The sequence below is a fragment of the Streptomyces sp. Inha503 genome (assembly GCF_047215865.1).
Classification (GTDB): Bacteria; Actinomycetota; Actinomycetes; order Streptomycetales; family Streptomycetaceae; genus Streptomyces; species Streptomyces lycopersici.
Genome location: NZ_CP178360.1, coordinates 726,062 through 750,775, shown reverse-complemented (window position 1 = coordinate 750,775; position 24,714 = coordinate 726,062). Strand labels below are relative to the sequence as shown.

The following is a 24,714-nucleotide window of genomic DNA, read 5'->3' as shown; positions in this document are numbered from 1 at the left end:
GGCCCCGGGGGCCGCACATACCGTTGAAGAAAGCCTTCGAATTATCGAGGAAAACCCCATGGAACAGATCAAGCTCGGCAACGTCACCATCACCCGGGTCTGGGAATACTACGGGTCGGTCGAAATGACGCCGGACACCTTCTTCCCGGAAAGCTCGAAGGAAGTCTGGGAAGCCGGATCCCGCTGGCTCACCCCGCATTTCCTGGATTCTGAGACCAATATCGTGAACTCCGCGATCCAGACCTGGCTGCTGCGCAGCGAGGGCAGGACCATCCTCGTCGACACGGGCGTGGGCAATCACAAGGAGCGCCCGTACGCGCCGGTCTGGAGCCATCTGGAAACGGACTTCCTGGGCAATCTCTCGCGCGCTGGTGTCGAGCCCGAAGACGTGGACATCGTGATCAACACACATCTCCATATCGATCACGTCGGCTGGAACACCTGCCTGGACGGGCGGCGCTGGGTTCCCACCTTCCCGAATGCCACCTATCTGATGCCGAAGGACGACTTCGACTTCTGGAACCCCGAGAACGGTCACAAGCCGCTGCTCGGCCGCGGCAACCAGAACGTCTTCGAGGACAGCGTGACCCCGGTCCACCAGGCCGGCCAGACGCTGCTGTGGGAGAACAGCCACCAGATCGACGCCGATCTGCGCCTGGACGCGGCTCCCGGCCACACCCCCGGCTCCTCCGTGCTGACCCTCGCCTCCGGGACGGACCGCGCCGTGTTCGTCGGCGACATGCTGCACAACCCTGTGCAGATCCTCGAACCACACGCCAACAGCTGCTTCTGCGAGGACCCCGCCGGCGCCCGCGCCACCCGCCGCAAGGTGCTGGGCTGGGCGGCCGACAACAACGCACTCGTGATCCCCGCACACTTCGGCGGCCACGGCGCTGCCGAGGTCGTGCGCGAGGGCGGCACGTTCGCCGTCAAGGGCTGGGCCCCGTTCACCCCGTACGGCGAGCAGGGCTGAGGCCCGGAGAAAGGCATCACCGTGAACCACCACCCCGACCCCGTCGTGACCACCGCGCAGGGGGCCGTCCGCGGTCTGCGCCAGGACGACGGCACCGCCGCTTTCCTGAACATCCCCTACGCCACCCCTCCCCGCGGCGCCGGCCGGTTCGCCCCGCCGCAGCCGCACGAGCCCTGGGACGGCATACGGGACGCCACCATGCCGGGACCCAACGCACCCCAGTCCGAGCGCAAACTCGGCACCGTGGACATGTCCCCCTACTTCGGTGCCGGCTGGAGTCGCGGCGAGGACTACCTCACCGTCAACGTCTGGACGCCCGCGGCCGCGAACGGCGATCTGCCCGTCATGGTGTTCGTCCACGGCGGTGGATTCGTCGCCGGATCGACGCGCTCCGCCCTGTACGACGGCTCGGCCTTCGCCCGTGACGGCGTCGTCCTCGTCACCCTCAACTACCGGCTGGGCATCTCCGGGTTCCTCGACATCCCCGGGGCGCCCGCCAACCGCGGCCTGCTCGACGTGGTCGCCGCCCTGCGCTGGGTGCGGGAGAACATCGCCGCCTTCGGCGGTGACCCGCACAAGGTGACCCTCTTCGGCCAGTCGGCCGGGGCGACCATCGTCGGCGGAGTCCTGGGCACCCCGGAAGCCGGTGGCCTCTTCCGCCGGGCGATCGTGCAAAGCGGCAGCGGCCTGGGGGCGTTCACGACCGAGCAGGCCGCGCGCGTCACCAAGGCCGCCGCCGAGGCGCTGGGCATCGAGCCTCATGTCGGCACCTTCGCGGACATCCCCGACGAACGCCTGGTCGAGGCCGCCTCCCGGCTCGCGGGCATCGACCTGCGGACCGACACGCACTACGACCCGCTGATCGGCCTCAGCCCCTTCAGCCTGGTCCTGGACACCCAGCCCGCCGAGTCCGTCGCCGCCGGCCTCAGCGCCGACATCGACCTGCTCATCGGGACCAACACCGAGGAGGGAAACCTCTATCTGGTCCCCGTGGGCATGTACGCCACCTCTACCGCCGAGGACGTCGAGGACACGGCGGCGCGCTCGCATCCGAATCCGACGCGGCTCGTCGAGACGTACCGGAAGGCCCACCCCGAGGCGTCCTTCGGCGAGCTGCGGTCCGCCATCATGGGCGACGCGCTGTTCGGCGCGGGAAGCTGGGCCCTGGCCGGTGCGCACGCCGCTCACCCGCAGTCCGCCACCTTCGCCTACGAGTTCGCCTGGCGGTCGCCGGCCCTGGACGGAGAGCTCGGCGCCACCCACGCGGTGGAGCTCCCGTTCGTCTTCGATCTCGCGCAACTCCCTCAGCTGCGGGGGGCGGGCGCCCTGCTCGGCCCCGACCAGCCCCCCGTGGAGCTCGCCGCCCGCATGCACCAGACCTGGGTCCGCTTCGCCAGGGACGGCCACCCCGGCTGGGACCCGTACGACACCGAGCGCCGGGCCACGATGCGCATCGATGCCGAGTGGACCCAAGCCGACGACCCCCGCGGCCAGGAACGGCGGGCCTGGATCTGAACCCGCCGCGCATCCCCATGCGCACCTCTGTCAAGGACACACCATCAAGGACGTACCGTGACCAGAACCGTCATCACCACCGAGGACGCACCCGCACTGCCGGCCCCGCTGTCCCAGGGCATCCGCAAGGGCCCCGTCCTGTGCGTCTCCGGGCAGCTCCCGCTCGACCCGGACACCGGCGAGGTCGTCGGCACCACGGTGGCCGAGCAGACCACACAGACCCTGCGCAACGTCACCGCCGTGCTCAAGGCGGGCGGTGCGGCACTGGAGGACGTGGTGATGCTCCGCGTCTACCTCACCGACCCCGGCCATCTGGCCGAGATGAATGAGGCGTACGCCGCGGCCGTCGGCGAGCCGTTCCCCGCCCGCACCACCGTCTACACGCGGCTTCCGCCGGGGCTGCTCGTCGAGGTCGATGCTTTGGCGGTGCTGGACGGCTGACCTCGGCGCAGAGCAAGGCCGGTCCGTCACGGTCCCGGGATCGTGACGGACCGGCCGCACCATCCCTGAGAGGCGAAAGGGGCCGGGATGGCCGGTCGTCTGTCGAAGGCGTGCACCAGCCTGAGAGTTCCGCCGACGGACCTGCTGGACGCGATGTGCGCACTGTCGGGGCGCCCATCGTCACATTCCGGACCTCATCCGGTACGCCGGGTCTACGGGCAGGTGCTCCAGGCGGTCGGGTCGCTGCCGCTGGGCGTGCTACAGCCGGGCGACGTGAGCGCGGCCACGGAGGTGCGCGCCGGCCTCTTGAACGCCGAAGTCCCGCCCCCGTCGGACGCGGCCGCCCTCTGCATCCAGCACACGGTCGACGACCTGGGGCCCGCCGACCTGTGGGCGCTGGCTCGTGGCACCGCCGTGACCCGCGACGAACTCGTGTGGGGCGCTGCCGCAACCCAGGCGCGGGGACGTCCGGTACGGCGAGACCCCCTGGACGAACTCGCCGCACAGGCCCTCGTGGACGCGACCGCCGAACGGGCTCCGCACCACTGGGGCCGACACCACGCCGACGCGGTACGTGCCGCGCTGTACCGGAATCTGGCCGACCTCGCCGATGTCCTCCTGGAGGTGTCGGAGTCAACCCCGACACCTCTGGACTGGACCGTCGACGACGGCGGGAGGCACGCCTCCGCCGTGATCGGCGGGGTGGTACACGGCGTCCTGGTCCAGCGGGCCGGGAACGCGCCCTCGGCCGCACGGCCCGTCTGGCACCACCCCTCGTCTCTCGCAGCACCCACCGCCTGGCAATGGCGGATCGTGAGCGGGGCGGCCGACCGTGCCTCCCACGGCCGCGGACCCTTCCCCGCCGCGCTCGCGGCCCGGCACGCGGCCGAGTGCGCGATCACAGCACTGGCCGCCGGGAGATGCAGCCTGTGAGGGGTCCGGCAGCCGCATCCGCGCCGCACCACGGTGCGCATGGAAGCCGGACGCCCGGACCGCGTCATCCGCTGATAGGTCAGACGTAGAAGCGGGACAGACTCCGCACCACGGCGGCGGGCTTCGTGCCGCCGTCCACCTCGATCGTGCCGTCGACGGTGATCTGGACGCCGCCGGGTACGTCCTCGACCGAGGTGAGCCGGGCCGCCAGCCGTATCCGGGATCCGGCCTTCACCGGTGCGGGGAAGCGCACCTTGTCCAGGCCGTAGTTCACCTTGGTGGCCACGCCCCGTACGTCCAGCAGCTGGGTGAAGAGGGGGATGAACAGGGACAGCGTGAGGTAGCCGTGCGCGATCGGCGCGCCGAAGGGGCCCTGGGCCGCTCGTTCCGGGTCGGTGTGGATCCACTGGTGGTCGTCGGTGGCGTCGGCGAAGGTATCGATGCGGTCCTGGGTGACCTCGATCCACTCGCTGGTGCCGAGGTCCGAGTCGGCGAGCTTCTTCAGCTCGTCCAGGCCGTTGACGGTGATGCTCATGAATCGGCTTCCTGTTCAGGGGCAGGGGTGCCGTAGCGGTCGCGCACCCGGGACTTGAGGAGCTTTCCGGAGGCGGTGCGCGGAAGTTCGTCCGCGAACACCACCGACTTGGGGATCTTGTACTTGGCGAGCCGCCCGGACAGTGATCCAAGCACCTGCTCCGGGTCGAGTTCGGCGCCCGCCGCCGGGACGACGACCGCGCGGGGCACCTCGCCCCATGCGTCGTCCGGGACACCGATCACCGCACACTCGGCGATGCCCGGGTGGGCGAGGAGGAGATCCTCGACCTCGGCGGGGTATACGTTCTCGCCGCCGGAAATGATCATGTCTTTGATCCGGTCGACGATGTACACATAACCGTCTTCGTCGACCCGGGCCGCGTCCCCGCTGCGGAACCAGCCGCCCGCGAACGCGGCCTCCGTCTCCTCGGGCAGCCCCCAGTAGCCGGACATCACATGTGGTCCGCGCACCACCACTTCGCCGGTCTCGCCGGTGCCGACCGGGGTGAGGTCGGGCCGGACGACCCGTACGTCGCTGAAGAAGTGCGGTACACCCGCCGAGCCCGCCTTGTCGGCGGCGTGCTCGGCGTCCAGGAAGAGGGTGCCGGGCGCGGCCTCGGTCATGCCGTAGCCCTGGAGGAAGGTGAGCCCGCGCTGCTGGTAGGTGGCGATGAGCGGGGTCGGCACCGGGGATCCGCCGCAGGTGAGGATGCGGAGCGAGGACAGATCGGCGTTCGCCCAGCGGGGATGCCGGGCCACCTGGCCGAACATCGTCGGCACTCCGAACATGAAGGTGATGCGGTGCCGTTCGATCAGATCGAGGGTCGTTCCGGGGTCGAAGGCCTCCACCAGAACGCAGGTGCCGCCCTTGAGCAGTACCGGCAAGGTGATCATGTTCAGACCGGCGGTGTGGAAGAGCGGGGCGGACACCAGGGCGCGCTCGTCGGCGAGCAGATCGTGGTCGACCAGCACATTGACGGCGTTCCAGATGATGTTGGAGTGGGTGAGCATCGCGCCCTTGGGGCGGCCGGTCGTCCCCGAGGTGTACATGATGAGGCAGGTGTCGTCGGGGGAGACCGGTTCATCGATCGGCTCGGTCGGCGCGGCCGCCAGGGTCCGTTCGTATGCGTCGCCGATCTCGATACAGGTCCGTACGCCGGTGTCGGTGGGCAGTCCGGCGACGAGCCCGGCTTGTGCGGCACCGTGGATGAGGGCCTTGGCACCGGAGTCGGCGAGCTGGTAGGCGATCTCGGGGCCGGTGAGCCGGGTGTTGAGGGGGACGAAGACGGCGCCGAGGAGGCCTGCGGCGAACAGGGTCTCCAGATAGGCGGGGTGGTTGGGGCCGAGGTGGGCGATGCGGTCGCCACGCCTGATGCCCCGGGCGCGCAGGGCATGGGCGAGGCGGGTGGTGCGGGTGTGCAGGGTGCGGTAGTCGGTCGACCGTTCGCCGTGGATCAGGGCCGTGCGGTGCGGGGTCTTGCGGGCCCGGCGTGCGGGCCATGACCCCAGTCCTTCGTTGCGCATCCGACACCTCTCACGGTTTGGTCAGGCCGAGCAGCCCGGCCGCGTTCTCCTTGAGAATCTTCGGCTTGACCGCCTCCTTGATGGAGAGCTTGTCGAAGTCGGCCAGCCATCGGTCCGGGGTGAGCACCGGGAAGTCCGAACCGAACAGCACCTTGTCCTTCAGCAGTGTGTTGGCGTACTGCACAAGCTGCGGCGGGAAGTACTTCGGCGACCAGCCGGACAGGTCGATATGCACCCCGGGCTTGTGGGTCGCCACCGCCAGCGCCTCGTCCTGCCAGGGGAACGACGGATGCGCCAGGATGATCTTCAGATGCGGGAAGTCGGCGGCCACGTCGTCCACATGGAGCGGATTCGAATACTTCAGGCGGATGCCGCCCCCGCCGGGCACACCGGCGCCGATGCCGGTCTGGCCGGTGTGGAAGAGGGCGATGGTGCCGGTCTCCTCGATCACCTCGTACAGGCCGTACGCCACCGAGCGGTCGTTGGGGAAGAAACCCTGGACGCTGGGGTGGAACTTGAAGCCCTTCACGCCGTACTCCTCGACCAGCCGCCGGGCCCGCCGCACGCCCGCCTTCCCCCGGAAGGGGTCGATGGAGGCGAAGGGGATGAGGACGTCCGCGTTGGCGGCGGCGGCCTCGGCGACCTCCTCGTTCGGGACGGGCTCGGTGCCGGTGGCGGACTCGGCGTCCACCGTGAAGATGACGGCGGCCATCCGCCGCTCGCGGTAGTACGCGGCCGTCTCCTCGAGGGTGGGCTTCCGTTTGCCCTCGACCTTGAAGTAGGCGGCGGAGGCGTCGTGCAGATCGTCGTCCAGGGAGGAGTGGCCCCTGGAGGACACCTCCGCGTGGGTGTGGACGTCGATGGCGACCAGATTCCGGAGGTCCATCACGCCTCCGGGTTCTTCGGCGCGGGGATGCCCACCGACTGCGGCTCGGCGCCGATCGACGTGTGCCAGGCGTCGGCGATGGCCTCGGAGGTCCAGCCGCCGTCGGCGTAGGCGGTCCGTATCTCCTGCGGATGCGACCAGAGCGCCACCTTGTCGCCGCCGATGCCGACGCACTGGCCGGTGATGCCGCGGGCGGCGTCGGAGGCCAGGAAGGGGACGAGGGCGGCGCAGTCCTCCGGGGTGCCGAATCCCTCGCCCTTGCGCAGGAAGTCCGGCAGCGGTTCGCCGTTCCTCAGGGCCTCCACATACGGGGCGAAGGCGGGAATGGTCTCGGTCATCGCGGTGGCGGCCACCGGCACGATCGCGTTGACGGTGATGTTCGCGCGGGACAGTTCCATGGACCAGGTGCGGGCCATGGCGGCGATTCCGGCCTTGGCGGCGGCGTAGTTGGTCTGGCCGAAGTTGCCGCGCTGTCCGGCCGGGGAGCCCACGAGGACGAGCGTGCCGCCCTCACCCTGCTCGCGCATGTGCAACGAGGCGGCTCGGGCGCAGGTGAAGGTGGCTCGCAGATGGGTGGTGATGACCGCGTCGAAGTCCTCGTCAGTCATCTTCCAGAGCACCTTGTCACGCAGGATGCCCGCGTTGGTGACCAGGACGTCGAGTCGGCCGAATTCCTCGACGGCGCGGCTCACCAGCCGCTCGGCGGCCTCGGCGGAGCCGACCGGGACCACCTCGGCCACGGCGCTGCCACCGGCCTCGGTGATGGACTTGACGGCCTGTTCGGCCACCGCTTCGTCGATGTCGTTGACGACCACGGACGCGCCGTGGGCGGCGAGGGCGTATGCGTAGGCGAGGCCGAGGCCCCGGCCGCTGCCGGTGACGACGGCGGCCTTGCCGGTCAGATCGATGGTGGGCACGAGCGGGTCCCTTCGCATGGGTGCGCCTGTCCGGCGCGGAGTGCGGCGGCGAGATCGAAGCTAAGCGCAATAATTGGTGTCGTCAACAGTTGTTGTTCACCTCGGGTGCGTCATGCTGGACTCTGCACACGAGACCCACCCCCTCCGGGAAGAGCCGAGACCGGCGCCCCGGGGCCGAGACCAGGGAGCCCGCCATCGCCCGCCGGCACACCGACCCCCCGCCCCCGATCGACGCGGACGAACCGTGGATGCGGGCGCTGCACGCGGACACGGGCTATCTGCTGTACCGCCTGGGCTTGCGCTCCGGCCAGCTGTTCAACACCTTCCTCCAGGAGTCGGGGCTGCGGCTGCGGCACTACGCCGTGCTGCGCTACCTCGCCACCTGTGAGGGCGCGTTGCAGCGAGAGCTCAGCGCCCGGCTCGGCTATGACCCGAGCGCGATCGTCGGCCTGGTGGACGACTTGGAGAAGCTGGGCTTCGCCGAGCGCCGCCCCGCCCCCGACGACCGCCGCAGCCGCGTCGTCGTCCTCACCGAGGACGGCCGCGCGTTCCTCCGCGACACGGATCAGGCGGGCCAGCGGGTGACCGACGAACTGCTCACCCCGCTCGCCCCCGCCGAACGGGAGACGCTGCACACGCTCCTGGTGCGCGTCGCCGGGAACGGGCTCGCCTGACGCGCCGGACGGCCGGCGACGGCTGCCGCCGGGCGCCGGCTGCCGCGGGTGCGCGGGCCTCGTAATGTATGCGTGTGACCGGTCCAGCCCTCCGCCCCCAGTCCCTCCTGCTCAGCTTCCTCGGTGACGAAGTGCTGGGCCGCGGGGTGTGCGTGTATACGGGGAGCGTCATCGAGGTGTTCCGGCGCGCCGGAGTCGGAGAGCAGGCCACCCGGTCCACCCTCACCCGCATGGTCGGCCGTGGCCTGCTGAGCCGTCGGCGCGAGGGCCGGCGGACCTACATCGGCCTCACCGGCCGCTCGGAGGCGATCCTCCGCGACGGCGAGCGGCGCATCTGGAAGACGGGCGCGGTCAACCGCGAGTGGGACGGCACCTGGACCCTGCTCGGCTTCTCGCTCCCGGAGTCCTGGCAGCGCCAGCGGCACGATCTGCGCTCCCAGCTGACCTGGGCGGGCTTCGGCGCGCTGTTCAGCGGACTGTGGATCGCACCGGGCGAGGTCGACGTCTCCGAGATCGTCGCCGAGCTGGGCCTGGCCGCGCATGTGAAGGTCTTCCGCGCCCACGCGGACGCCGGGATGGACATCGCCGAGATGGTCGACGACACCTGGGACCTGCGCGCACTGGGCGCCGGTTACCGGGACTTCGACGCGTCCTGGCGGCCGTACGCCTCGGGTGGCGTGGACTTGGCCGGGGAGGACGCCCTCGCGCTGCGCCTCCGGTTGACCGCCGAATGGCTCCAGGTCATCCGCAGCGATCCCCGGTTGCCCGTACGGCACCTGCCGGAGGACTGGCCCGCGGCCGGGGCGGAGGAGACGTTCCGCGCGGTCCACGGCCTGTTGGAGGCGCCCGCCCGGGACGCGGCGCGCCGGTCGATCGAAACCGTCCCGGCCTAGCCGTCTTCATACGCGCCACACCAGGGCGTGGCGCGTGCCGCACCAGGGCGTGCTCTCAGACGAAATTGTGCATTGCGTTGACGGCTGCAAGAAATCGGCCCTACATTCCTCCACACCTTCGTTCAGCGCGCTGAGCACGCGCCCCGGGTTCCCCGCTCCGCAGCCGCCCACAAGGAGCCACTTCCATGTCCGCTCGCACCCGTCCGCGTATCGCACTGGCCGCCCTGGCGTCCGTCGCCCTCGCCGTCGTTCCCTGGTCAGCCGCCCAGGCGGACCCGACGGCCACCGCCCACCTCACCGGCACCCTCGCCGACGGCGCCACCTGGATCGCGGACGTCCCCGACCGCTGGAACGGCACCCTGCTGCTGTTCAGCCACGGCTTCGGTCCCACCGTCGCCCAGGACGCCCCCTCCGACGCCGTACGCACCGAGTTGCTCTCCGAGGGCTATGCGATGGCCGGTTCGTCGTACGACCCCGATGGCTCGATGTGGGCGCTGAACAGCGCCGAAGCCGACCAGTTCGCCACGCTCGACGCGGTCACCGCGAAGATCGGCACCCCGCGGCGCACCCTGGCCGTCGGCCAGTCCATGGGCGGGCTCGTCAACGCGCAGATCGCCCGTGACGGCGCCGGCCGTGTCGACGGCGCGCTCGGTCTGTGCGGCCTGGTCGCGGGCGGCACCGACCTGGACAACTACCAACTCGACGCCGAGTACGCCATCGCCCGGCTGCTCCTGCCGGGGCAGGACGTCGGTCTGGTGCGCTTCGGCTCCGCCGACGACGCGGCCGCCACCGCCGGGAAGCTCACCGACGCCGTCACTGCCGCCCAGGCCACCCCGCGGGGCCGGGCCCGGATCGCGCTGGCCGCGGCCTTCCTCAACCTGCCCGCCTGGGCGCCGGGAAGGGACCGGCCCGCCCCGGCCGACTGGGCGGGCCAGGAGGAGCAGCAGTACACGTGGTTCGCGCAAGGCATCCTGTCGTTCGTCGAGGGCGGCCGGTTCGCCGTGGAGCAGTCCGTCGGCGGCAACAACTCCTGGAACCGGGGCGTCGACTACGCCCGCCTGCTCGCCGGTTCCGCGCACGCCCCGCAGGTCCGCGCGCTGTATCGGGCGGCCGGACTCGACCTGCGCGCCGACCTCACGTCCCTGACCCGGGGTGCCTCGATCGCCGCCGACCCCGACGCGGTCCGTACGGCGCGGCGCACCTCGTCCGCCGGCCAGGGCCTCGGCGTACCGCTGCTGGACGTGCACACGACCGCCGACAACCTGGTACCCGTGGAGCAGGAACGGCGGTTCGGCGACCGGGTGCGCACGGTCGGGGACGGCGCGCTGCTGCGGCAGGTCTACGTCGAACGACAGGGCCACTGCGCGTTCACCACCGCCGAGACCGTGGCCGCCCTGCACGCGCTCGAACACCGCGTCATCACCGGCCACTGGGACGGCGCCGCGACCCCGGCCGCGCTTCAGCGGTCCGCCACGGCCCTCGGTCTGGACGGCGCGGCGTACGCCCCGTACCGCCCGGCACGGCTGACGGTCGGCCGCGATCGCCCGGCGCCCCCCGCCCGCCACTGACGTTGGGACCCTCATATGTCCGACGCATCCGCCTCTTCCGCCTCCGCACACCCTTCCGCGCCCCCTCCCGCATCCCCGGTCCCGCGTCTCCCGCTCGGTACGCTCGTCGCCGGTTGTCTCGCCGTCTGCCTGGCCCAGATCGGCCTCGCGATACCGGCCACCCTCAACGGCCTGTTCCAGGAACACCTTCACCCCGTCGGCGCCCAACTCACCTGGATCTCCGACGCGTTCCTGTTGCCCGTCACCGTCCTCGAACTCTCCTTCGGCGTGCTGGGCGACCTCTTCGGCCGCAAACGGCTCCTCGTCGGCGGGGCCGCTGTGGTGTGCGTGGGCGAGGTCGTCGCCGCGAGCGCGTCCGGCATCCATCAGCTGTGGGCGGGGCAGGCGCTGGCCGGTCTCGGCGCCGCCGCGCTCTTCCCCACCTCGCTCGCCATGATCGCGGCCGGTACGCATACCGGTGCCCAGCGTGCCCGCGTCATCGCCCTGTGGGCCTCCAGCCTGTCCGCGGGCGGATTCCTCGCGCCGCTGCTCGGCGGTATCACCGGCACCTACGGGTCGTGGCGCTCGGCGTTCGTGGTGGTTGCCGCGCTGGCCGCGGTCAGCGCCCTGGTGAGCCTGTGGCTCGCCGCCAACTCCCGGGCCCCAGAGGGGCGTTCGCTGGACATCGGCGGTCAGATCACCATCGGCGTCGGTCTGTTCGCCCTGCTGTACGCCGTCATCCAGGGGCCGACCGACGGCTGGGGATCGACCCCCGTGATCGTGGCCTTCGTGATCGCCGCGGCGTTCCTGGGGTTGTTCGTGGCCGCCGAGAGCCGGTCCCGCTCGCCCCTCCTGCGCCTGGACCTGTTCCGCAACCGGTCCTTCGCGGTCGCGTCGGTCGTCGCGGTCGTGGGCATGTTCAGCTTCCTGGGCACGGCCTATGCGGCGAGCATCCGGCTCGGCCCCATCCAGCACCAGAGCCCGATGCGCACCGCCTTCGCGTTCCTGCTGCTCAACGGCATCACCCCGGTGCTCACCCCGCTGACCTCCCGGCTGCTGAACCGGCTGCCCGCGCGGGCGCTGCTCACCTCCGGTCTGGCACTGATCGCCGTGGGCGACTTCCTGGCCGCCGGGCTCGACGTCGACGACCGGCGTCTGACCTCGCTGATCCTGCCGCTCGGCCTGGTCGGCATCGGCTTCGCCCTCACGGTGTCGTCCATCACCGCGACGGCCGTCAACACGGTGCCAGTCCCGCTCGCGGGCATGGCCAGCGCGGCCACCAACCTGCTGCGCGACTTCGGCTTCACCCTCGGCCCCGCGGTCATCGGCGCCGTCGCGCTGAGCCAGGCGGCGTCCCGGGTGACCTCGTCGCTGGCCACGTCTTCGTCCCTGACCGCGGAGTCGAAGGCGGCGGCGCACGACGTGCTGAGGGAAGGCGGCCCGCTCGCGCTGAACTCCGTACCCGTCACCTCCCCGCCGGGCGCGGCCCGCGCACACGCCCTCGACGCCCTCGGCCACGGCTACGCGATCGGCTTCGTGGTGTGCGGCTCGGCCGCCGTGTTCTCGGCACTGCTGGTGGTGACGGCTCTGCGGGGGCGCACGGCGGAGAAGAGCGCGCCGCAGGCGGAGGACGGTGTACGACGGCGGCTCGCCGGAGAGTCTCAGCCGGCCGGTTGAGTGAAGCGGATGCGGTTGCCGAACGGGTCACGCAGGGAGCAGTCGATCCCGTACGGGCGCTCAGTGGGCTCCTCGGGTTCCGCCGACGGTGCGCGGGGTTCGGCGGCGGCTTCAGCCCGTGGGGTGCTGCGCCGACGGGCTGACGTCTTCGGTGGCGGCCCACGAGGCGAGCAGGCGCAGCCCCTCTTCCGAGGGGGAGCCGGGTTCGGCGGTGTAGATGGTCATTCTGAGTCCGGGTTCGGCGGCCAGGTCCAGGGCCTCGTAGGCGAGGGTGAGGTCGCCGACCGCGGGGTGGCGGAACCGCTTGGTGCCGGTCCCGTGGCGTCGGACGTCGTGGGCGCCCCAGCGGGTGCGGAAGTCCTCGCTGCGGGTGGACAGCTCCCCGACGAGGTCTTGCAGATCCTTGTCGTGGGCGTCGCGGCCGGCCTCGCGGCGCAAGATGGCCACCGCCATGTCCCCGAACAGCTCCCAGTCGGGGTAGAACCGGCGGGAGGCCGGGTCGAGGAAGTTGAAGCGGGCCAGATTCCGCTGGTTGTCCGCGTTGGCGAAGAGATCGGTGTAGAAGGCGCGGGCGAGGGGGTTGGCGGCCAGGATGTCCATCCGGCCGTTGCTCACGACCGCGGGTCCCGCCGTGATCGCGTCCAGGGTCCATTGCAGGCTGCGGTGCAAGGTCCACTGCCGGGCGGTGCGGCGCCGGGGCCGGGTGAGGGCGTCGGAGCCGTCGGCGGCCTGGGCCAGGTGCAGGAGATGGGCGCGTTCGGCGTCGTCCAGCTGTAGCGCGCGGGCGACGGCTTCGAGGACGGCCGGGGAGGCGCCGGCGAGGCTGCCGCGCTCCAGTTTCGCGTAGTACTCGACGCTCATGTCGGCCAGCGCGGCGACCTCGCTCCTGCGCAGCCCCGGCACGCGCCGCCGGGACCCGGCGGGCAGGCCGACCTGCTCCGGGGTGATCTTCGCTCGCCGCGAGGTCAGGAACTCGCGGGCCTCCTCACGGTGGTCCATGCCTTCGACCGTACGACGTGCACCCCACCGGAGCGATGTACCAGCAGTACACCCCTCACTGGTAACTCGATGCCCGTGCGAGATGGGGTTCTCCTGGGGGACGTGGCGCTCGACGTCGGCCCGTGGGAGCGGGCAGCACAGCGCCCGGTCCCGGGCCGCGGGCGGCGGCTTCGTCGCCGAGCCGGGACCGCCATCGAAACAAACGGTGTCCGGGACCTCCCCCCGGTACCGGACACCTCAGCGGGTAAGGAGCCCCCTTCATGCGCGGAACAGTGATCCACGCCCCCGGCGACGTGCGCTTCGAGACCGTGGACGACGCGAAGATCCTCAAGCCGACCGACGCGATCATCCGCACCGCCGTCACCTGTGTGTGCGGCTCGGACCTGTGGCCGTATCGCGGCGCGGAGCCGACCGAGCAGCCGCACCCCATGGGGCACGAGTACGTCGGCTTCGTGGAAGAGGTAGGAGCCGAGGTCACCGCGGTCGAGCCGGGCCAGTTCGTCGTCGGTTCGTTCGCCACCTCGGACAACGCCTGCGCGAACTGCCGCAACGGCTTCCAGTCGAGCTGCCTGAACCGCGAGTTCATGAGCACCTGCCAGGCCGAGTACGTGCGCATCCCCAACGCCCAGGGCACCCTGGTCGCCACCGACGAGGTGCCGGGCGAGGAGTACTGGCCCGGCCTGCTGGCCGTCTCCGACGTCATGGGCACCGGCTGGTACGCCGCCGACGCCGCCGAGGTGAAGCCCGGCTCCACCGCCGTCGTCGTCGGCGACGGCGCGGTCGGCCTGTGCGCGGTGATCGCGGCCAGGGAGCTGGGCGCGGAGCGGATCATCGCCATGTCGCGCCATGAGCCCCGGCAGAGGCTCGCCCGCGAGTTCGGCGCCACCGACATCGTGGCGGAGCGCGGCGAGGAGGGCGTGGCCCGGATCAAGGAGCTGACGAACGGGATCGGCGCGGACTCGGTCCTGGAGTGCGTGGGCACCGCCCAGGCCATGCGACAGGCCCTGCACTCGGCCCGGCCCGGCGGTAACGTCGGCTTTGTCGGCGTCCCGCACGAGGTGGCCGTCGACGGCCGGGAGCTGTTCTTCTCCCACGTCGGCCTGCGCGGTGGCCCCGCGCCCGTGCGCCGCTACCTGCCCGACCTGATCGAGCGCGTCCTGACCGGCCGGATCGACCCGGGCAAGGTCTTCGACCTCACCCTGCCCCTGGAGCAGGTCGCCGAGGGCTACAAGGCCATGGACGAACGCCGTGCCATCAAGACCCTCCTCAAGCCCTGACCCAAGCCGCGGCCCAAGCCCCGACCCAACCCCTGACTCAAGCCCGACACCTACCGGACAAGGAAACGACCTTGCGGATCACCCGAAGCTCGATCAACACCGTCAAGGGGCCCGCCGACTGGTTCACCGGCGAGGTCTACATCGACGCCGTCGCCGCGGCCCCTGCCCCGTCCCGGGTCAGCGCCGCCCTGGTGCACTTCATGCCCGGGGCGCGTACCCACTGGCACCGCCACCCGCTGAGCCAGACCGTCTTCGTCACCGAGGGGATCGGTCTGTGCCAGCGCCGCGGTGGACCCATCGAGGTCATCCGCCCCGGCGACCGCGTCCTGTTCGAGGCCGACGAGGAGCACTGGCACGGTGCCGCGCCGAACCGGCTGATGGTCCACCTGGCCATCAACGAAGCCGATGCCGACCACGACATGGTGCACTGGCTGACCCCCGTCACGGACGATGAGTACGGCGCCGCTCCGCCCACCGACTGACACCGGCCCCGACGACGAGGCCGCACCGGCCGACTGCCGCATGGCGCGGTTCGCGCCCGTTCCTGTTCTCAAGCCCTGCACACCTACACCGGAAGGAGAGCGGCCCATGGCCACCTGGAGTCGTGAAACGCTGGAGCGGATCGCCGACGCCGACGAGCTGCGCATCGCGCCCCGCCGCGGCGACGGAACGCTGCGCGAGCCGACCACCATCTGGGTCGTACGCGACGGTGACGACCTGTACGTCCGTTCCTGGCGCGGAACGGCCGGCACCTGGTGGAACACCGCCCGCACCCACCGGACCGGGCACATCAGCGCCGGCGGTGCCGAGGCCGACGTCACCTTCACCCCCGTGGACGACCCTGCGGTCAACGACCGCGTGGACGGCGCCTACCGGGTCAAGTACGGCCGCTACAGCGGTTACGTCGAGCCCATGGTCGCCGAGCCGGCCCGCGCCACCACGCTCCGCCTGACCGCCCAGTCCTGAAACCGCCGCCCGCCAGGGGCGCAGGGGTGAGGACGCGGCCGATGAGCCGGACGGGGGCGCGGCCGGCAGGTGGACCACCAGGCGTGCCCCGCCGAGCCCGCCGTGGTCCGGTGCCGGGTCCTGGTCGGCGTAGGCCGTGCCGCCGTGCGCGGTGACGACCTTGCTGACGATGGCGAGGCCGAGGCCCGAGCCGCCGGCCTCGCGGGACCGCGCCTCGTCGAGTCGGGTGAAGCGCTCGAAGACCCGTAGCCGGTCCGCGGCCGGGATGCCCGATCCGTCGTCACTGACGGTGAGCTCGACGGTACCTCCGCGTTCGCCCAGGGGCACCCGTACCCGCTGGGCGGCCTGGCGGCGGGCGTTGTCCAGCAGGTTGCGCACGACGCAGCGCAGTTCCTCGCTGTCGCCCCGCACCCGCCCGCCCGAGACCCGCCGGGCGTCGATGTCCGCCTGGGCCAGGAGCGCTGCCTGCGGACCTCGGCCGGCACGACCTCGTCCAGATCGATGACGCGCAGGGCCCGCGACCGCGGTCGGGCGGGATCCTCGCTGCGGGCCAGTGCCAGCAGCCTCTCGACCAGATCGTGCAGCCGTACCGTGTCCTCCAGCAGGGCGGCGGCCATCCGCGGGTCCGGTCGGGGTCGGGGTAGTTGGACATGACCTCGAGCTGGGCCCTCAGGGCCGTCAGCGGGCTGCGCAGTATCGCCGCCGCCATGGCCCTGTCCTCACTGTCGGTCCTCACCACACCCGGACGGCGAGCGGCACCCCCGAAGGAGACCTACCGCGATGACCACCACCGCCCACCACCACACCACCCGGGAACCAGCACCGCCCGGATACACGAACCACAAACCCGACCAGCTGGCCCGGCTCCACAAGATCGAAGGACAGACCCGCGGCGTCACCCGCATGGTGGCCGACGACCGGTACTGCATCGACGTACTCACCCAGATCAGCGCCATCACCCACGCCCTGCACCAAGTCGCCCTCGGCCTCCTGGAAGACCACATACGCCACTGCGTCATCACCGCCGCCCGAGCGGACCCAACCCACGCCGAGGAGAAACTCGACGAACTCACGCTCGCACTGCACCGCACGCTCCGGCTGTGAACCGGCAGACCTTGGCGTAACCCGCCGTCATTCGCAGAAAACGGCCCACTGATCAAAGCGCACACTAGATGATCGATTCCAAGGGGACAGTGGTCATAGGCGGTCGGTGAGCACAGGACGGGCTGTCCGGTGTGATTAGTTGTGCCAGATCGCGGCGGTTATTGCGAGGATGCGCTGCATGACGCGGGCGATGACACCGCCGGGCGTGCGCCCTCGGCGCTGTTCGAGGTCGAGTTGGCGTTTGACTCACGAAGCCTGGCTTGGGAATTCACCCACCGGGTGCGATGCGATAGGTTCCCGGTGTCTGGCCCATGGTGCGGCTGAACGTGTCGATGAACGCACTGGTCGTGGCCCATCCGCACTGGCGTCCCGTTTTACTGACGCTTGCTCCTTCCGCCAGCAGCACCATGGCGTGAAACACCCGGACGTTGGTCCTCCATTGTGGATAGGTCATGCCGAACTCGCTCCTGAACAGCCGGGCCAGGGTGCGCTCGCTCACGCCGATCCTCCGTGCGAGCCAGGCGGCAGTCCGCGGCTGCCGCAGATCGCCGGTCACCAGCGCGCACGCCTGCCGCAGCAGGGAGTTGCCGGGGGTGGGCAGCGTCAATGGCTCCACGAGGGCTCGCCGCAGCCGGTCCCGCAGGACGGTGCGCAGGTGGCGTGCCTCCTGCTGCGGGAGGGACGGTTCACTGCACGCGATGATCAGTTCGCGCACCAGGGTGTCCACGGCCACAACGACCGGCGCCCGGGACCTCAGCAGGACGTCGTGGGCGGCGAAGCCGAGCGTGTGCACGGAACTGTGCCCGTGCACCCGGTGCTGATGCCAGATGCCCGCCGGAATCCACACGGCGCGCGCACTGGACGCCACCCAGGATGCCTCGTCCGTCTGTACCGCCAGCACACCGGCGCTGACGTAGAGAAGCTGGTGATAGCCATGCTGGTGGCGGCCGATGACCTCACCCGCGAGGTGGACATGCATGGTGTTCCTGGGCCCCGCCGCCTCCTCCGTCTGACTGTTTTCCGACATACGACGGCAGAATAACGGAAGCGGTAAACCGCGTGGTCCTGCCAGCGTGGTGACCATGCCCACGACATCCCACCCCCCGCGCGATCTTCCTCCCACGGCCCCGCCCGCACTGAAGGCCCGGCTGGTCTCCAGTCTGCGCGGTATCGCCCTCGACACCCGCCCGCTGGCGCACTCTGTCTTCCGTCGCCTGCTGATCGGGCAGGGCGCGGCATACATCGGGACCATGGTCACCAGCGTCACTATCCCGGTACAGGTGTACGCGCTGACGCGGTCGTCGCTGTTAGTGGGGCTGACGGGGCTGGCCGGCCTCGTACCGCTCGTGGTCTTCGGCCTGTACGGCGGCGCCATCGCCGACCGGTTCGACCGCCGTACGCTCTACCTGGCATCGGCCTGCCTCACCTGGGCGATCACACTCGTCCTGCTGTTCCAGGCGCTCGCCGATCTGCGCTCGGTGCCCCTCATCCTCGCCCTCGTCGCTGTCCAGGCCGGCGCCTTCGCCGTGTCGTCCGCCGCCCGGGGCGCGATCATTCCCCGCATCGTTCCCACCCCGTTGGTACCCGCCGCGAACACGCTGTACTTCACCGCCGGCAATGTCGGGCAGGTCGCCGGGCCCCTTGTGGCGGGCCTCCTGATCTCGCTGCCGAACGGCTACTGCTGGGCCTACGGCGCCGACGCCGTGCTGTTCTCCGTGCTGCTGTACTCGGCCGTTGACCTGCCCCCGATCCTGCCCACCGGCTCGGGGGCCCGTACCGGCGGGCTGCGCTCGGTCTTCGACGGGCTGCGGTTCATCGCCGCCGCCCCCGTGCTCTGGATGTCCTTCGCAGTCGACATCGCGGCGATGACGATGGCCATGCCGACCGCCTTGTTCCCGGAAGCGGCACAGCTGCGCTTCGGCGGAGGAGTGGGACTGTTGTACTCGGCCATCGCCATCGGGTCGGTCGCAGCGGGGCTGTTCAGCGGATGGATCGGACGCGTGCGCCGCCAAGGCCGGGCGCTGGCGATCGCCGTCACCACCTGGGCGGCGGCCATCGCCCTCGCGGGCACTGTCCACCACCTCCTCGCGGCCGTGGCCCTGCTGGCCGCTGCCGGAGCGGCGGACCTCGTCAGCGCGGTCTACCGCGAGACGATTCTGCAGACCTACGCACCAGACGCCATGCGTGGCCGGCTGCAAGGCGTCTTCACCGTCGTCGTCGCCGGCGGTCCGCGCCTCGGAGACCTACGTGCTGGCGCCATGGCCTCCGCCACCGGTCTCGGTGTCGCGTGGACAGGCAGTTCGCTGTTCTGCATGATCGTCGTCATCGCCGGCGCACTGCTTGTCCGACCGTTCTGGCGCTACACCGTCACCCTGGCACAGCCGCCATCCCCACCGACGCGTCCCGAAGCCGCACACCAGCCATAGAACTGGCGCATCACGGCCGTCTCTCGGATCCGTCACGTTCAGAGCCAAGGCCATCGCGCTCGAAAAGACCAGCAGCCGACGCGCAGGACGAAGCTGCTCCGGACGTGCGCTATGCAGGGCTGGGTATCTGGTCCCCAACAGTAGGCCCAGCACCGACAGGTCCACCGCCGGAGCCACCAGGGGCGCCACCCACGGTGGCACGCCCAATCGCAGGGACCAGAGTCCACACGTTCCCGAAGCCGAACAAGAACGTCAGCCCGACCACTGACGCCATGATCACTGTGACCGCGCGAAGAGTGATCGCCCGCTCGAAGGAAGCGCTGGTGGCCGTGTACTCCTTGTCAGCCATCAGACCACCCCCGCTGGCCTCACTGATCCAGTAGGGCGTCCGCCGTGCCTCTCTCATGGTCCATACCGGGGAAATGGACCTGGAGCGGCTCTGTGGCCTGTACGGCTCCCTGCTGAAGATCCAGGTCAGCCCGCAACACCACCGGTTGGGGTTTTGGGTCAAGTCCCCCCTCGTACACGGCGGAAGCGGGCGGCTGAAGCGGGAGCCCGGCCAGGAACTCCCCGACTTCGTCGCTCAGGTGGTTGTCCATGACCAGGTCGTGAGTGGCCAGACCGAGGTGTGCGGCGAATCGGTACTCGGCGACTGGTGTCGTCAGGAAGTCGTCGACGGGGACCGACAGGGGTGCCACCGCCTTGGCCACGGCGCCGGCGACCTGGCGGAGGGGCTCGTTCGGTTTGGTTCCGGTCTCGTCGAGGTCGACGACGTAGGTCCGCCACCTTCGTGATGGCCGACTTCGCCGGGCCGGTGTCGATGGTGATCCCGGAGGCGGCCGTGCCCTTGCGGCCGTTCTCCGGTGTGCAGAAGTCCTGGCCTGCCGTGGAGGTGAGCTGTTCGATGAACCAGTCGTCGGTGGGCATGGTGAAGCCCTTCTGGCCGGTCTTCCTCGCCACGGTCCTGGCCGCCGCCACCACGGCGTCCAGCGTGCTGAGGTCGGTGTCCTCGGGGATGCCGGCCTTCGCCAGCAGGTCCCGGTTCACCCACAGCATCGGGATGGACATGTTCATCGGGACGGCTTGCAGCTTGCCGCCCACCGTGTAGTAGTTGCGGCCCGCCGCGGACAGGTCGTCGACCTTCAGATCGGAGGGGTTGGCCTTGGCCATGTCCGCGGCCGGGACGCTCTTCTCGACGTCGGTCATGAACCCGGTGGCGATGTCACCGGCGACGCCAGACCGTGATCTCGGTGACACCCTTGGCGTCCTTCAGAGCGGACGCATTGGGTACGGACGACTCGCTGCCGCCTCCACTGGAGGTTGAGCCGCCGCAGGCCGCGGAGCCTGCCATGACGGTCACGGCTATGGCCGCGGCCGTGAATCGGTTCTTCATGTCGGTTCCTTCGGGGCGATGAGGGGAGCGACGGGGCGGGCGGGTTCAGCGCAGGACACCGCGGGTCAGGCCGTTGATGAGGAAACGCTGGGCGAAGATGACGAGGAGGATCGTGGGGATGCCGAGCGCCCCGGTGCAGACGTTCTCCAGGACCGTGAGCCGACCCACCAGGTGGAACTGCTGGAAGACGAACCCGATACGGCGGCGCAGCTCCCGCAGCCCGGCGTCCCCGGTGCCGGCCAGGTCGGTGCCGAGCACGGTGCCGGTGCCCGAGGTGGGCCGCTGCAACCCGTTGAGCTGGGCGAGGAGGGTGGACTTCCCGGAGCCGGACAGCCCCAGGAGCGCGACCACCTCACCGCCGCCGACATCGAAGGACACCTGGTCGAGTGCGGTCCGGACGTCGGGGCCGCCGCCGAACCGCTTGGTGAGGCCGGTGAGCCGGATCACCGGCCGGGCATGGTCCGCCCCGGCCGGGGCCTCGGCCCGGGTGTCGAGGGCCGTCATGAGCCGGCCTCGCACTGCGGGTCGCCGGTGGTGGCGCACACATCGCGAACGGTCTTGTAGTCGGAGTCCTTGACCGGGACGTAACCCCAGTAGCCGTAGATGAAGCAGCCGTCGCCCTCGCAGTACCCCTTGGACTTCAGATAGTCGGCGTTGGCCTTCTTGGTGAAGACGTCGGTGAGCTGACGGCGCAGTTTGCCGCTGAGGTCGGTGGAGACCCCGACCGGGGAGCTGGGGATGAGCGGCGACTTCCACACCACCTTCAGGTCGCCCTTCTTCAGCTTGCCCTTCTGGATCAGCAGCTGGTCGACCATGGTGTTGTCCGCGAAGCCCGCGTCGCAGTCCCCGTGGGCCACCGATAGCGCGGACGGTCGTGGCCGCCCGACATCACCTTGGAGTACGAGCCGTCCTTCAGCCCGGCCTTCTTCAGCCCCGCGCGCGGGTACAGATAGCCGGACGTGGAGTTCTCGTCGACGAAGCACACCTTATGGCCCTTGAAGTCGGACAGGCCGCTGATGTCCTTGTTCCCGCCGCGGGTGATGCCGTACGACCAGTAGCCGGGGGTGCCGCCCTTGGTGAGGGGCTGTCGGGCGATCGGCTCCACACTCACACCGCTCTTCTTGGCGACCACATACGACAGCGGGCCGTAGACCGCGATTCGGGCCTTGTGCGCGCGCTGGGCCTCGATCACGGCGGTGTAGTTCGTCGTCTTCTGTAGCACGACCTTCTTGCCGGTCTCGTCCTCGATCAGCTTGACGAGCGGATTGGGCGGCGGGACACCGCCGGTCGTGCCGCAAGCCTCAGTACCGCGGGTGAGTCCCCCCACGCCGCCAAGTGAAGGTCCGCTGAACAGCCTCGGATGTGATGTGTGAGTTGGTTGCACAAGCGGGGTGCCGACGGAAGGGCCGATTCCACGGCTGTTCCCGTGCCGAACTGAACATGCGTGAACTCGTGGAACGGTTCAGGTGCCCCGGCCCGGGGGTCAGGTCCCGGGCCGGGGCACGTATGTGGGGGAGTCCCGGGTCAGACGTCGATCGTCGTCGCCAGGCGACGGTCAGTGATCGAACGGCCCACCTCGATCTGGTACGAACCGTTCACCGGAGACCACGTGCTGGTCTTCTCGTCCCATATTTCGAAGGCGCGTCGCGGGAGGCCGATGGAGACCTCGGCGCTCTCGCCGGGCCCGGCCTCGACACCGGCGAAGCCGGCCAGCCAGCGGGCGGGGCGTTCGGTGTCCGGCTCGCTGGGGGAGAGGTAGACCTGGACGACCTCGTGGCCCGTGCGCTCACCGGAGTTGCGGAGGCGGACGGTCGCCGTGGTGCCGTCGGATGTGACGGACTCGTAGGTCCAGTCGGTGTAGCCGAGCCCGTGTCCGAAGGGGTAGGCCGGGGTGCGGCCCTCCTTCTCCCAGGCGCGGTAGCCGATGAACACGCCCTCGGGGTAGGGGAGTTCACCGTCCTGTGGGGCCACTTGGGTGACCGGGGCAGCGTCGAGGGAGCCCCAGGTGGTGGGGAGCCGTCCGCCGGGTTCGCGGGCGCCGGTGAGCACGTCGGCGAGGGCCGCGCCGGCCTCCTGGCCGGGGAACCAGCTCAGCAGCACCGCGGCCACCTCCTCCCGCCACGGAAGCTCCACGGGGGAGCCGGAGTTGACGATCACGACGGTGCGGGGATTGGCGGCGGCGACGGCGCGGACGAGGTCGTCCTGGCGGCTGGGGAGGCGTAGATCGGTGCGGTCGAAGCCCTCCGACTCGACCCGCTCGGTGGTGGCGACGACGACCACGGCGGTGTCGGCGGCGCGGGCGGTCCGGACGGCCTCGGCGATCAGCTCATCGGGGTCGCGCCGCGGCCCCTGGTGGGTGAGGGCGAAGGTGATGTCCTTCATGAGGGCCTCGTCCTCGGACACCGTGACGTGGTGGACGAGGGAGACCTCGACGGGTTCGCCGGCGGTGAGTTCGGCCTCGGCGTGGGGCACCGGGGCGTCGAAGAGCCCCGAGAAGGGGTCGTCGTTGTCGATGCGCTGGACGTCGTCGTAGTACGTCGTGCCGTCGATGCCGAGCCTGTACGCGCCGATGCCCTTGATCCCGAAGGTGTGCGGTCCGGTCTCGCGCGGGGTGAAGGTGCCGGTGAGCTCGATGGTGTGGAGGCGCTGGATGGTGACGCCCACGGGGAGGTCCACACCGGACCAGTGGATCTGCCCGTCGGGGACGCGGCAGCTGCCGATGACGGTGCCGTCGATGTCCCGGCACACGGCGCTGAGCTCGAAGTCCCGGCGGGCGATGGCGAGTTCGGTGCTGGGGTCGGCGCCGACGGCGTAGCTGAGGGTGCCCTCGGGGAGGGCGGCGGTGAGGCCGTCGAGGGGGGAGACGATCCGGGAGGGGAAGACGGTGGCGGAGCCGCCGCCGAGGACGCGGGCGTCGCGGGCGGCGGCGCCGATCAGCGCCACCGTTCCGGGCTTCAGCGGCAGGGCCTCGCGCTCGTTGCGGAGCAGGACGAAGGAGCGGCGGGCGATCTCGCGGGCCAGGCCCTCGCCGTCGATGAGGTCCGGCAGGTCGGTGACGACGGGTTTGGCGCCCTCCAGGATGCCGACGCGGGCGGCCAGCCGCAGCACATTGCGTACGGCGTCGTCGACCGTGGCCTCCTCGACCCGGCCGTCCCGCACCGCCTGGGCGAGGGCGTCACCGTAGACGGTCGTCGGGCCGGGCATGGCCACGTCGAGGCCGCCCTCGATGGCGCCCTTCGTCGACCGGGCGGCCGTCCAGTCGGAGACGTTGAAGCCGTCGAAGCCCCACTCCTCGCGCAGGATCTCGTTCACCAGGTGGTGGTGCTCGGTCATGGTCGTGCCGTTGACCGCGTTGTAGGCGGTCATGATGCCCCAGGGGCGGGCTTCCCCGACGATGATCTCGAAGGGAGCCAGGTACAGCTCGCGCAGAGCGCGCTCGGAAATCAGGTTGTTCACGGTGAAGCGGTCGGTCTCGGCGTCGTTGGCGACGAAGTGCTTGACCGTGGTGCCCACGCCGCCGGACTGGACGCCGTTCACATAGCCGGCGCCGATGACGCCGGTCAGGTACGGGTCCTCGCTGTACGCCTCGAAATGACGGCCGCCGAGCGGGGAGCGGTGCAGGTTGACGGTGGGGGCGAGCAGGACGTGCACCCCCTTGCGGCGGGCCTCCTGGGCGAGCAGGGTGCCCGCGCGGTGGGCCAGGTCCTGGTCCCAGGTCGCGGCGAGCGCGGTCGGGGACGGCAGGGCGATCGACGGGTCGTCGGCGGTCCAGCGCACACCGCGCACCCCGATCGGGCCGTCGGACATGACCAGGGACTTCAGGCCGATCTCGGGGAGCGCCGGCAGGGACCACCGGTCCCGCCCGGCCAAGAGCCGGGCCTTCGCGCTCAGCTCGAGCCTGGCGAGGGCCGCCTCGACGACTGCCTCGCGGGCCCGCTCCGCCTGTGCCACGGGGGCACCTCCTCGTTGAAAGCCGTTCATCAAGCAACCATTCGCGATAAAGAGGCGAGTTCCTCTGTGTTTCATGCGTTTCGT

General features: G+C 70.7%; 23 protein-coding genes and 4 pseudogenes. 14 read left to right on the top strand and 13 right to left on the bottom strand.

The annotated features are described in order from the left end of the window. Positions 1-58 precede the first annotated feature (58 nt). From ACJX2R_RS03400 to ACJX2R_RS03385, 4 genes are all read left to right on the top strand, one after another. Positions 59-973, top strand: a complete 915-nt coding sequence (locus ACJX2R_RS03400; protein ID WP_413098679.1) for an MBL fold metallo-hydrolase — start codon at positions 59-61, stop codon at positions 971-973. A 21-nt stretch (positions 974-994) separates the two neighbouring features. After that, positions 995-2,488: a carboxylesterase/lipase family protein gene (locus ACJX2R_RS03395; RefSeq protein ID WP_413098678.1), complete on the top strand. Its 1,494-nt coding sequence runs from the start codon at positions 995-997 to the stop codon at positions 2,486-2,488. 57 nt (positions 2,489-2,545) lie between these two features. Next, the gene (locus ACJX2R_RS03390) at positions 2,546-2,929 is read left to right on the top strand and encodes a RidA family protein (protein ID WP_413098677.1); all 384 of its coding nucleotides are present in this window, start codon (positions 2,546-2,548) and stop codon (positions 2,927-2,929) included. An 87-nt stretch (positions 2,930-3,016) separates the two neighbouring features. Next, the gene (locus tag ACJX2R_RS03385) at positions 3,017-3,862 is read left to right on the top strand and encodes a hypothetical protein (protein ID WP_413098676.1); all 846 of its coding nucleotides are present in this window, start codon (positions 3,017-3,019) and stop codon (positions 3,860-3,862) included. A gap of 79 nt (positions 3,863-3,941) precedes the next feature. Here the strand turns inward: ACJX2R_RS03385 and ACJX2R_RS03380 are convergent, their stop codons facing one another. The 4 genes from ACJX2R_RS03380 to ACJX2R_RS03365 are packed head-to-tail and all read right to left on the bottom strand — an operon-like array spanning position 3,942 to position 7,723. After that, positions 3,942-4,397 carry a MaoC family dehydratase gene (locus tag ACJX2R_RS03380; RefSeq protein WP_413098675.1) on the bottom strand — a complete coding sequence of 152 codons (456 nt, stop codon included), beginning with the start codon at positions 4,395-4,397 and terminating at the stop codon, positions 3,942-3,944. Then, positions 4,394-5,920, bottom strand: coding sequence for an o-succinylbenzoate--CoA ligase (gene menE, locus ACJX2R_RS03375; RefSeq protein ID WP_413098674.1), 1,527 nt, complete (start codon positions 5,918-5,920; stop codon positions 4,394-4,396). The genes ACJX2R_RS03380 and menE overlap by 4 nt, the downstream gene beginning before the upstream one ends. Before the next feature lie 10 nt (positions 5,921-5,930). Next, positions 5,931-6,806 (bottom strand): amidohydrolase family protein, encoded by an 876-nt coding sequence (locus tag ACJX2R_RS03370; RefSeq protein WP_413098673.1) that lies wholly within the window; start codon positions 6,804-6,806, stop codon positions 5,931-5,933. Then, positions 6,806-7,723 carry an SDR family NAD(P)-dependent oxidoreductase gene (locus tag ACJX2R_RS03365; protein ID WP_413098672.1) on the bottom strand — a complete coding sequence of 306 codons (918 nt, stop codon included), beginning with the start codon at positions 7,721-7,723 and terminating at the stop codon, positions 6,806-6,808. The genes ACJX2R_RS03370 and ACJX2R_RS03365 overlap by 1 nt, the downstream gene beginning before the upstream one ends. Positions 7,724-7,971: 248 nt before the next feature. Here ACJX2R_RS03365 and ACJX2R_RS03360 point away from each other — a divergent pair, with 248 nt between their 5' ends. From ACJX2R_RS03360 to ACJX2R_RS03345, 4 genes are all read left to right on the top strand, one after another. After that, the gene (locus ACJX2R_RS03360; protein WP_413098671.1) at positions 7,972-8,397 is read left to right on the top strand and encodes a MarR family winged helix-turn-helix transcriptional regulator; all 426 of its coding nucleotides are present in this window, start codon (positions 7,972-7,974) and stop codon (positions 8,395-8,397) included. A 68-nt stretch (positions 8,398-8,465) separates the two neighbouring features. Continuing rightward, a complete protein-coding gene (locus tag ACJX2R_RS03355; RefSeq protein WP_413098670.1) occupies positions 8,466-9,290 on the top strand; it encodes a PaaX family transcriptional regulator C-terminal domain-containing protein in 825 nt (274 codons plus the stop codon). Positions 9,291-9,475: 185 nt separating this feature from the next. Further along, complete coding sequence (locus tag ACJX2R_RS03350) at positions 9,476-10,858, top strand: alpha/beta hydrolase (RefSeq protein ID WP_413098669.1); 1,383 nt, start codon at positions 9,476-9,478, stop codon at positions 10,856-10,858. A 15-nt stretch (positions 10,859-10,873) separates the two neighbouring features. Then, a complete protein-coding gene (locus ACJX2R_RS03345) occupies positions 10,874-12,514 on the top strand; it encodes an MFS transporter (protein ID WP_413098668.1) in 1,641 nt (546 codons plus the stop codon). On the opposite strand, the pseudogene ACJX2R_RS03340 reads toward ACJX2R_RS03345, so the two are convergent. Together ACJX2R_RS03340 and ACJX2R_RS03335 are read right to left on the bottom strand one after the other, a co-directional pair. Further along, positions 12,499-12,588, bottom strand: a pseudogene (locus ACJX2R_RS03340) (VOC family protein); the annotation flags it as partial. The gene ACJX2R_RS03345 and the pseudogene ACJX2R_RS03340 overlap by 16 nt on opposite strands. 37 nt (positions 12,589-12,625) lie before the next feature. Then, positions 12,626-13,513, bottom strand: a complete 888-nt coding sequence (locus tag ACJX2R_RS03335) for a helix-turn-helix transcriptional regulator (protein WP_413098667.1) — start codon at positions 13,511-13,513, stop codon at positions 12,626-12,628. 260 nt (positions 13,514-13,773) lie between these two features. Between ACJX2R_RS03335 and ACJX2R_RS03330 the strand changes: the two genes are divergently transcribed. From ACJX2R_RS03330 to ACJX2R_RS03320, 3 genes are all read left to right on the top strand, one after another. Further along, positions 13,774-14,790: a zinc-dependent alcohol dehydrogenase family protein gene (locus ACJX2R_RS03330; protein ID WP_413098666.1), complete on the top strand. Its 1,017-nt coding sequence runs from the start codon at positions 13,774-13,776 to the stop codon at positions 14,788-14,790. A gap of 71 nt (positions 14,791-14,861) precedes the next feature. Beyond that, the gene (locus ACJX2R_RS03325) at positions 14,862-15,272 is read left to right on the top strand and encodes a cupin domain-containing protein (protein WP_413098665.1); all 411 of its coding nucleotides are present in this window, start codon (positions 14,862-14,864) and stop codon (positions 15,270-15,272) included. Between the two features lie 106 nt (positions 15,273-15,378). Next, positions 15,379-15,756 (top strand): DUF2255 family protein, encoded by a 378-nt coding sequence (locus ACJX2R_RS03320; protein ID WP_413098664.1) that lies wholly within the window; start codon positions 15,379-15,381, stop codon positions 15,754-15,756. 69 nt (positions 15,757-15,825) lie between these two features. Here the strand turns inward: ACJX2R_RS03320 and ACJX2R_RS03315 are convergent. Next, positions 15,826-16,167, bottom strand: a pseudogene (locus tag ACJX2R_RS03315) (sensor histidine kinase); the annotation flags it as partial. Positions 16,168-16,536: 369 nt separating this feature from the next. Between ACJX2R_RS03315 and ACJX2R_RS03310 the strand changes: the two are divergent. Further along, positions 16,537-16,860: a metal-sensitive transcriptional regulator gene (locus ACJX2R_RS03310; RefSeq protein WP_413098663.1), complete on the top strand. Its 324-nt coding sequence runs from the start codon at positions 16,537-16,539 to the stop codon at positions 16,858-16,860. A gap of 268 nt (positions 16,861-17,128) precedes the next feature. Here ACJX2R_RS03310 and ACJX2R_RS03305 read toward each other — a convergent pair whose 3' ends face one another. Continuing rightward, positions 17,129-17,887 (bottom strand): AraC family transcriptional regulator, encoded by a 759-nt coding sequence (locus ACJX2R_RS03305; RefSeq protein ID WP_413098662.1) that lies wholly within the window; start codon positions 17,885-17,887, stop codon positions 17,129-17,131. Between the two features lie 55 nt (positions 17,888-17,942). Here ACJX2R_RS03305 and ACJX2R_RS03300 point away from each other — a divergent pair, with 55 nt between their 5' ends. Together ACJX2R_RS03300 and ACJX2R_RS03295 are read left to right on the top strand one after the other, a co-directional pair. Continuing rightward, positions 17,943-19,286 carry an MFS transporter gene (locus tag ACJX2R_RS03300; RefSeq protein ID WP_413098661.1) on the top strand — a complete coding sequence of 448 codons (1,344 nt, stop codon included), beginning with the start codon at positions 17,943-17,945 and terminating at the stop codon, positions 19,284-19,286. Positions 19,287-19,708: 422 nt separating this feature from the next. After that, a complete protein-coding gene (locus ACJX2R_RS03295) occupies positions 19,709-20,080 on the top strand; it encodes a hypothetical protein (protein ID WP_413106179.1) in 372 nt (123 codons plus the stop codon). Between the two features lie 37 nt (positions 20,081-20,117). On the opposite strand, the pseudogene ACJX2R_RS03290 reads toward ACJX2R_RS03295, so the two are convergent. The 5 genes and pseudogenes from ACJX2R_RS03290 to ACJX2R_RS03270 all read right to left on the bottom strand — a co-directional run. After that, positions 20,118-20,456, bottom strand: a pseudogene (locus ACJX2R_RS03290) (extracellular solute-binding protein); the annotation flags it as partial. 52 nt (positions 20,457-20,508) lie between these two features. Continuing rightward, positions 20,509-20,679 (bottom strand): hypothetical protein, encoded by a 171-nt coding sequence (locus tag ACJX2R_RS03285; protein WP_413098660.1) that lies wholly within the window; start codon positions 20,677-20,679, stop codon positions 20,509-20,511. Positions 20,680-20,724: 45 nt separating this feature from the next. Beyond that, entirely contained in the window at positions 20,725-21,183 is a 459-nt protein-coding gene (locus tag ACJX2R_RS03280) for an ATP-binding cassette domain-containing protein (protein ID WP_413098659.1), read from the bottom strand. Further along, a pseudogene (gene phnD, locus ACJX2R_RS03275) lies at positions 21,180-21,901 on the bottom strand (phosphate/phosphite/phosphonate ABC transporter substrate-binding protein). The gene ACJX2R_RS03280 and the pseudogene phnD overlap by 4 nt, the downstream one beginning before the upstream one ends. A 302-nt stretch (positions 21,902-22,203) precedes the next feature. Next, positions 22,204-24,660, bottom strand: coding sequence for a beta-glucosidase H (locus tag ACJX2R_RS03270; protein WP_413098658.1), 2,457 nt, complete (start codon positions 24,658-24,660; stop codon positions 22,204-22,206). Positions 24,661-24,714 lie beyond the last annotated feature (54 nt).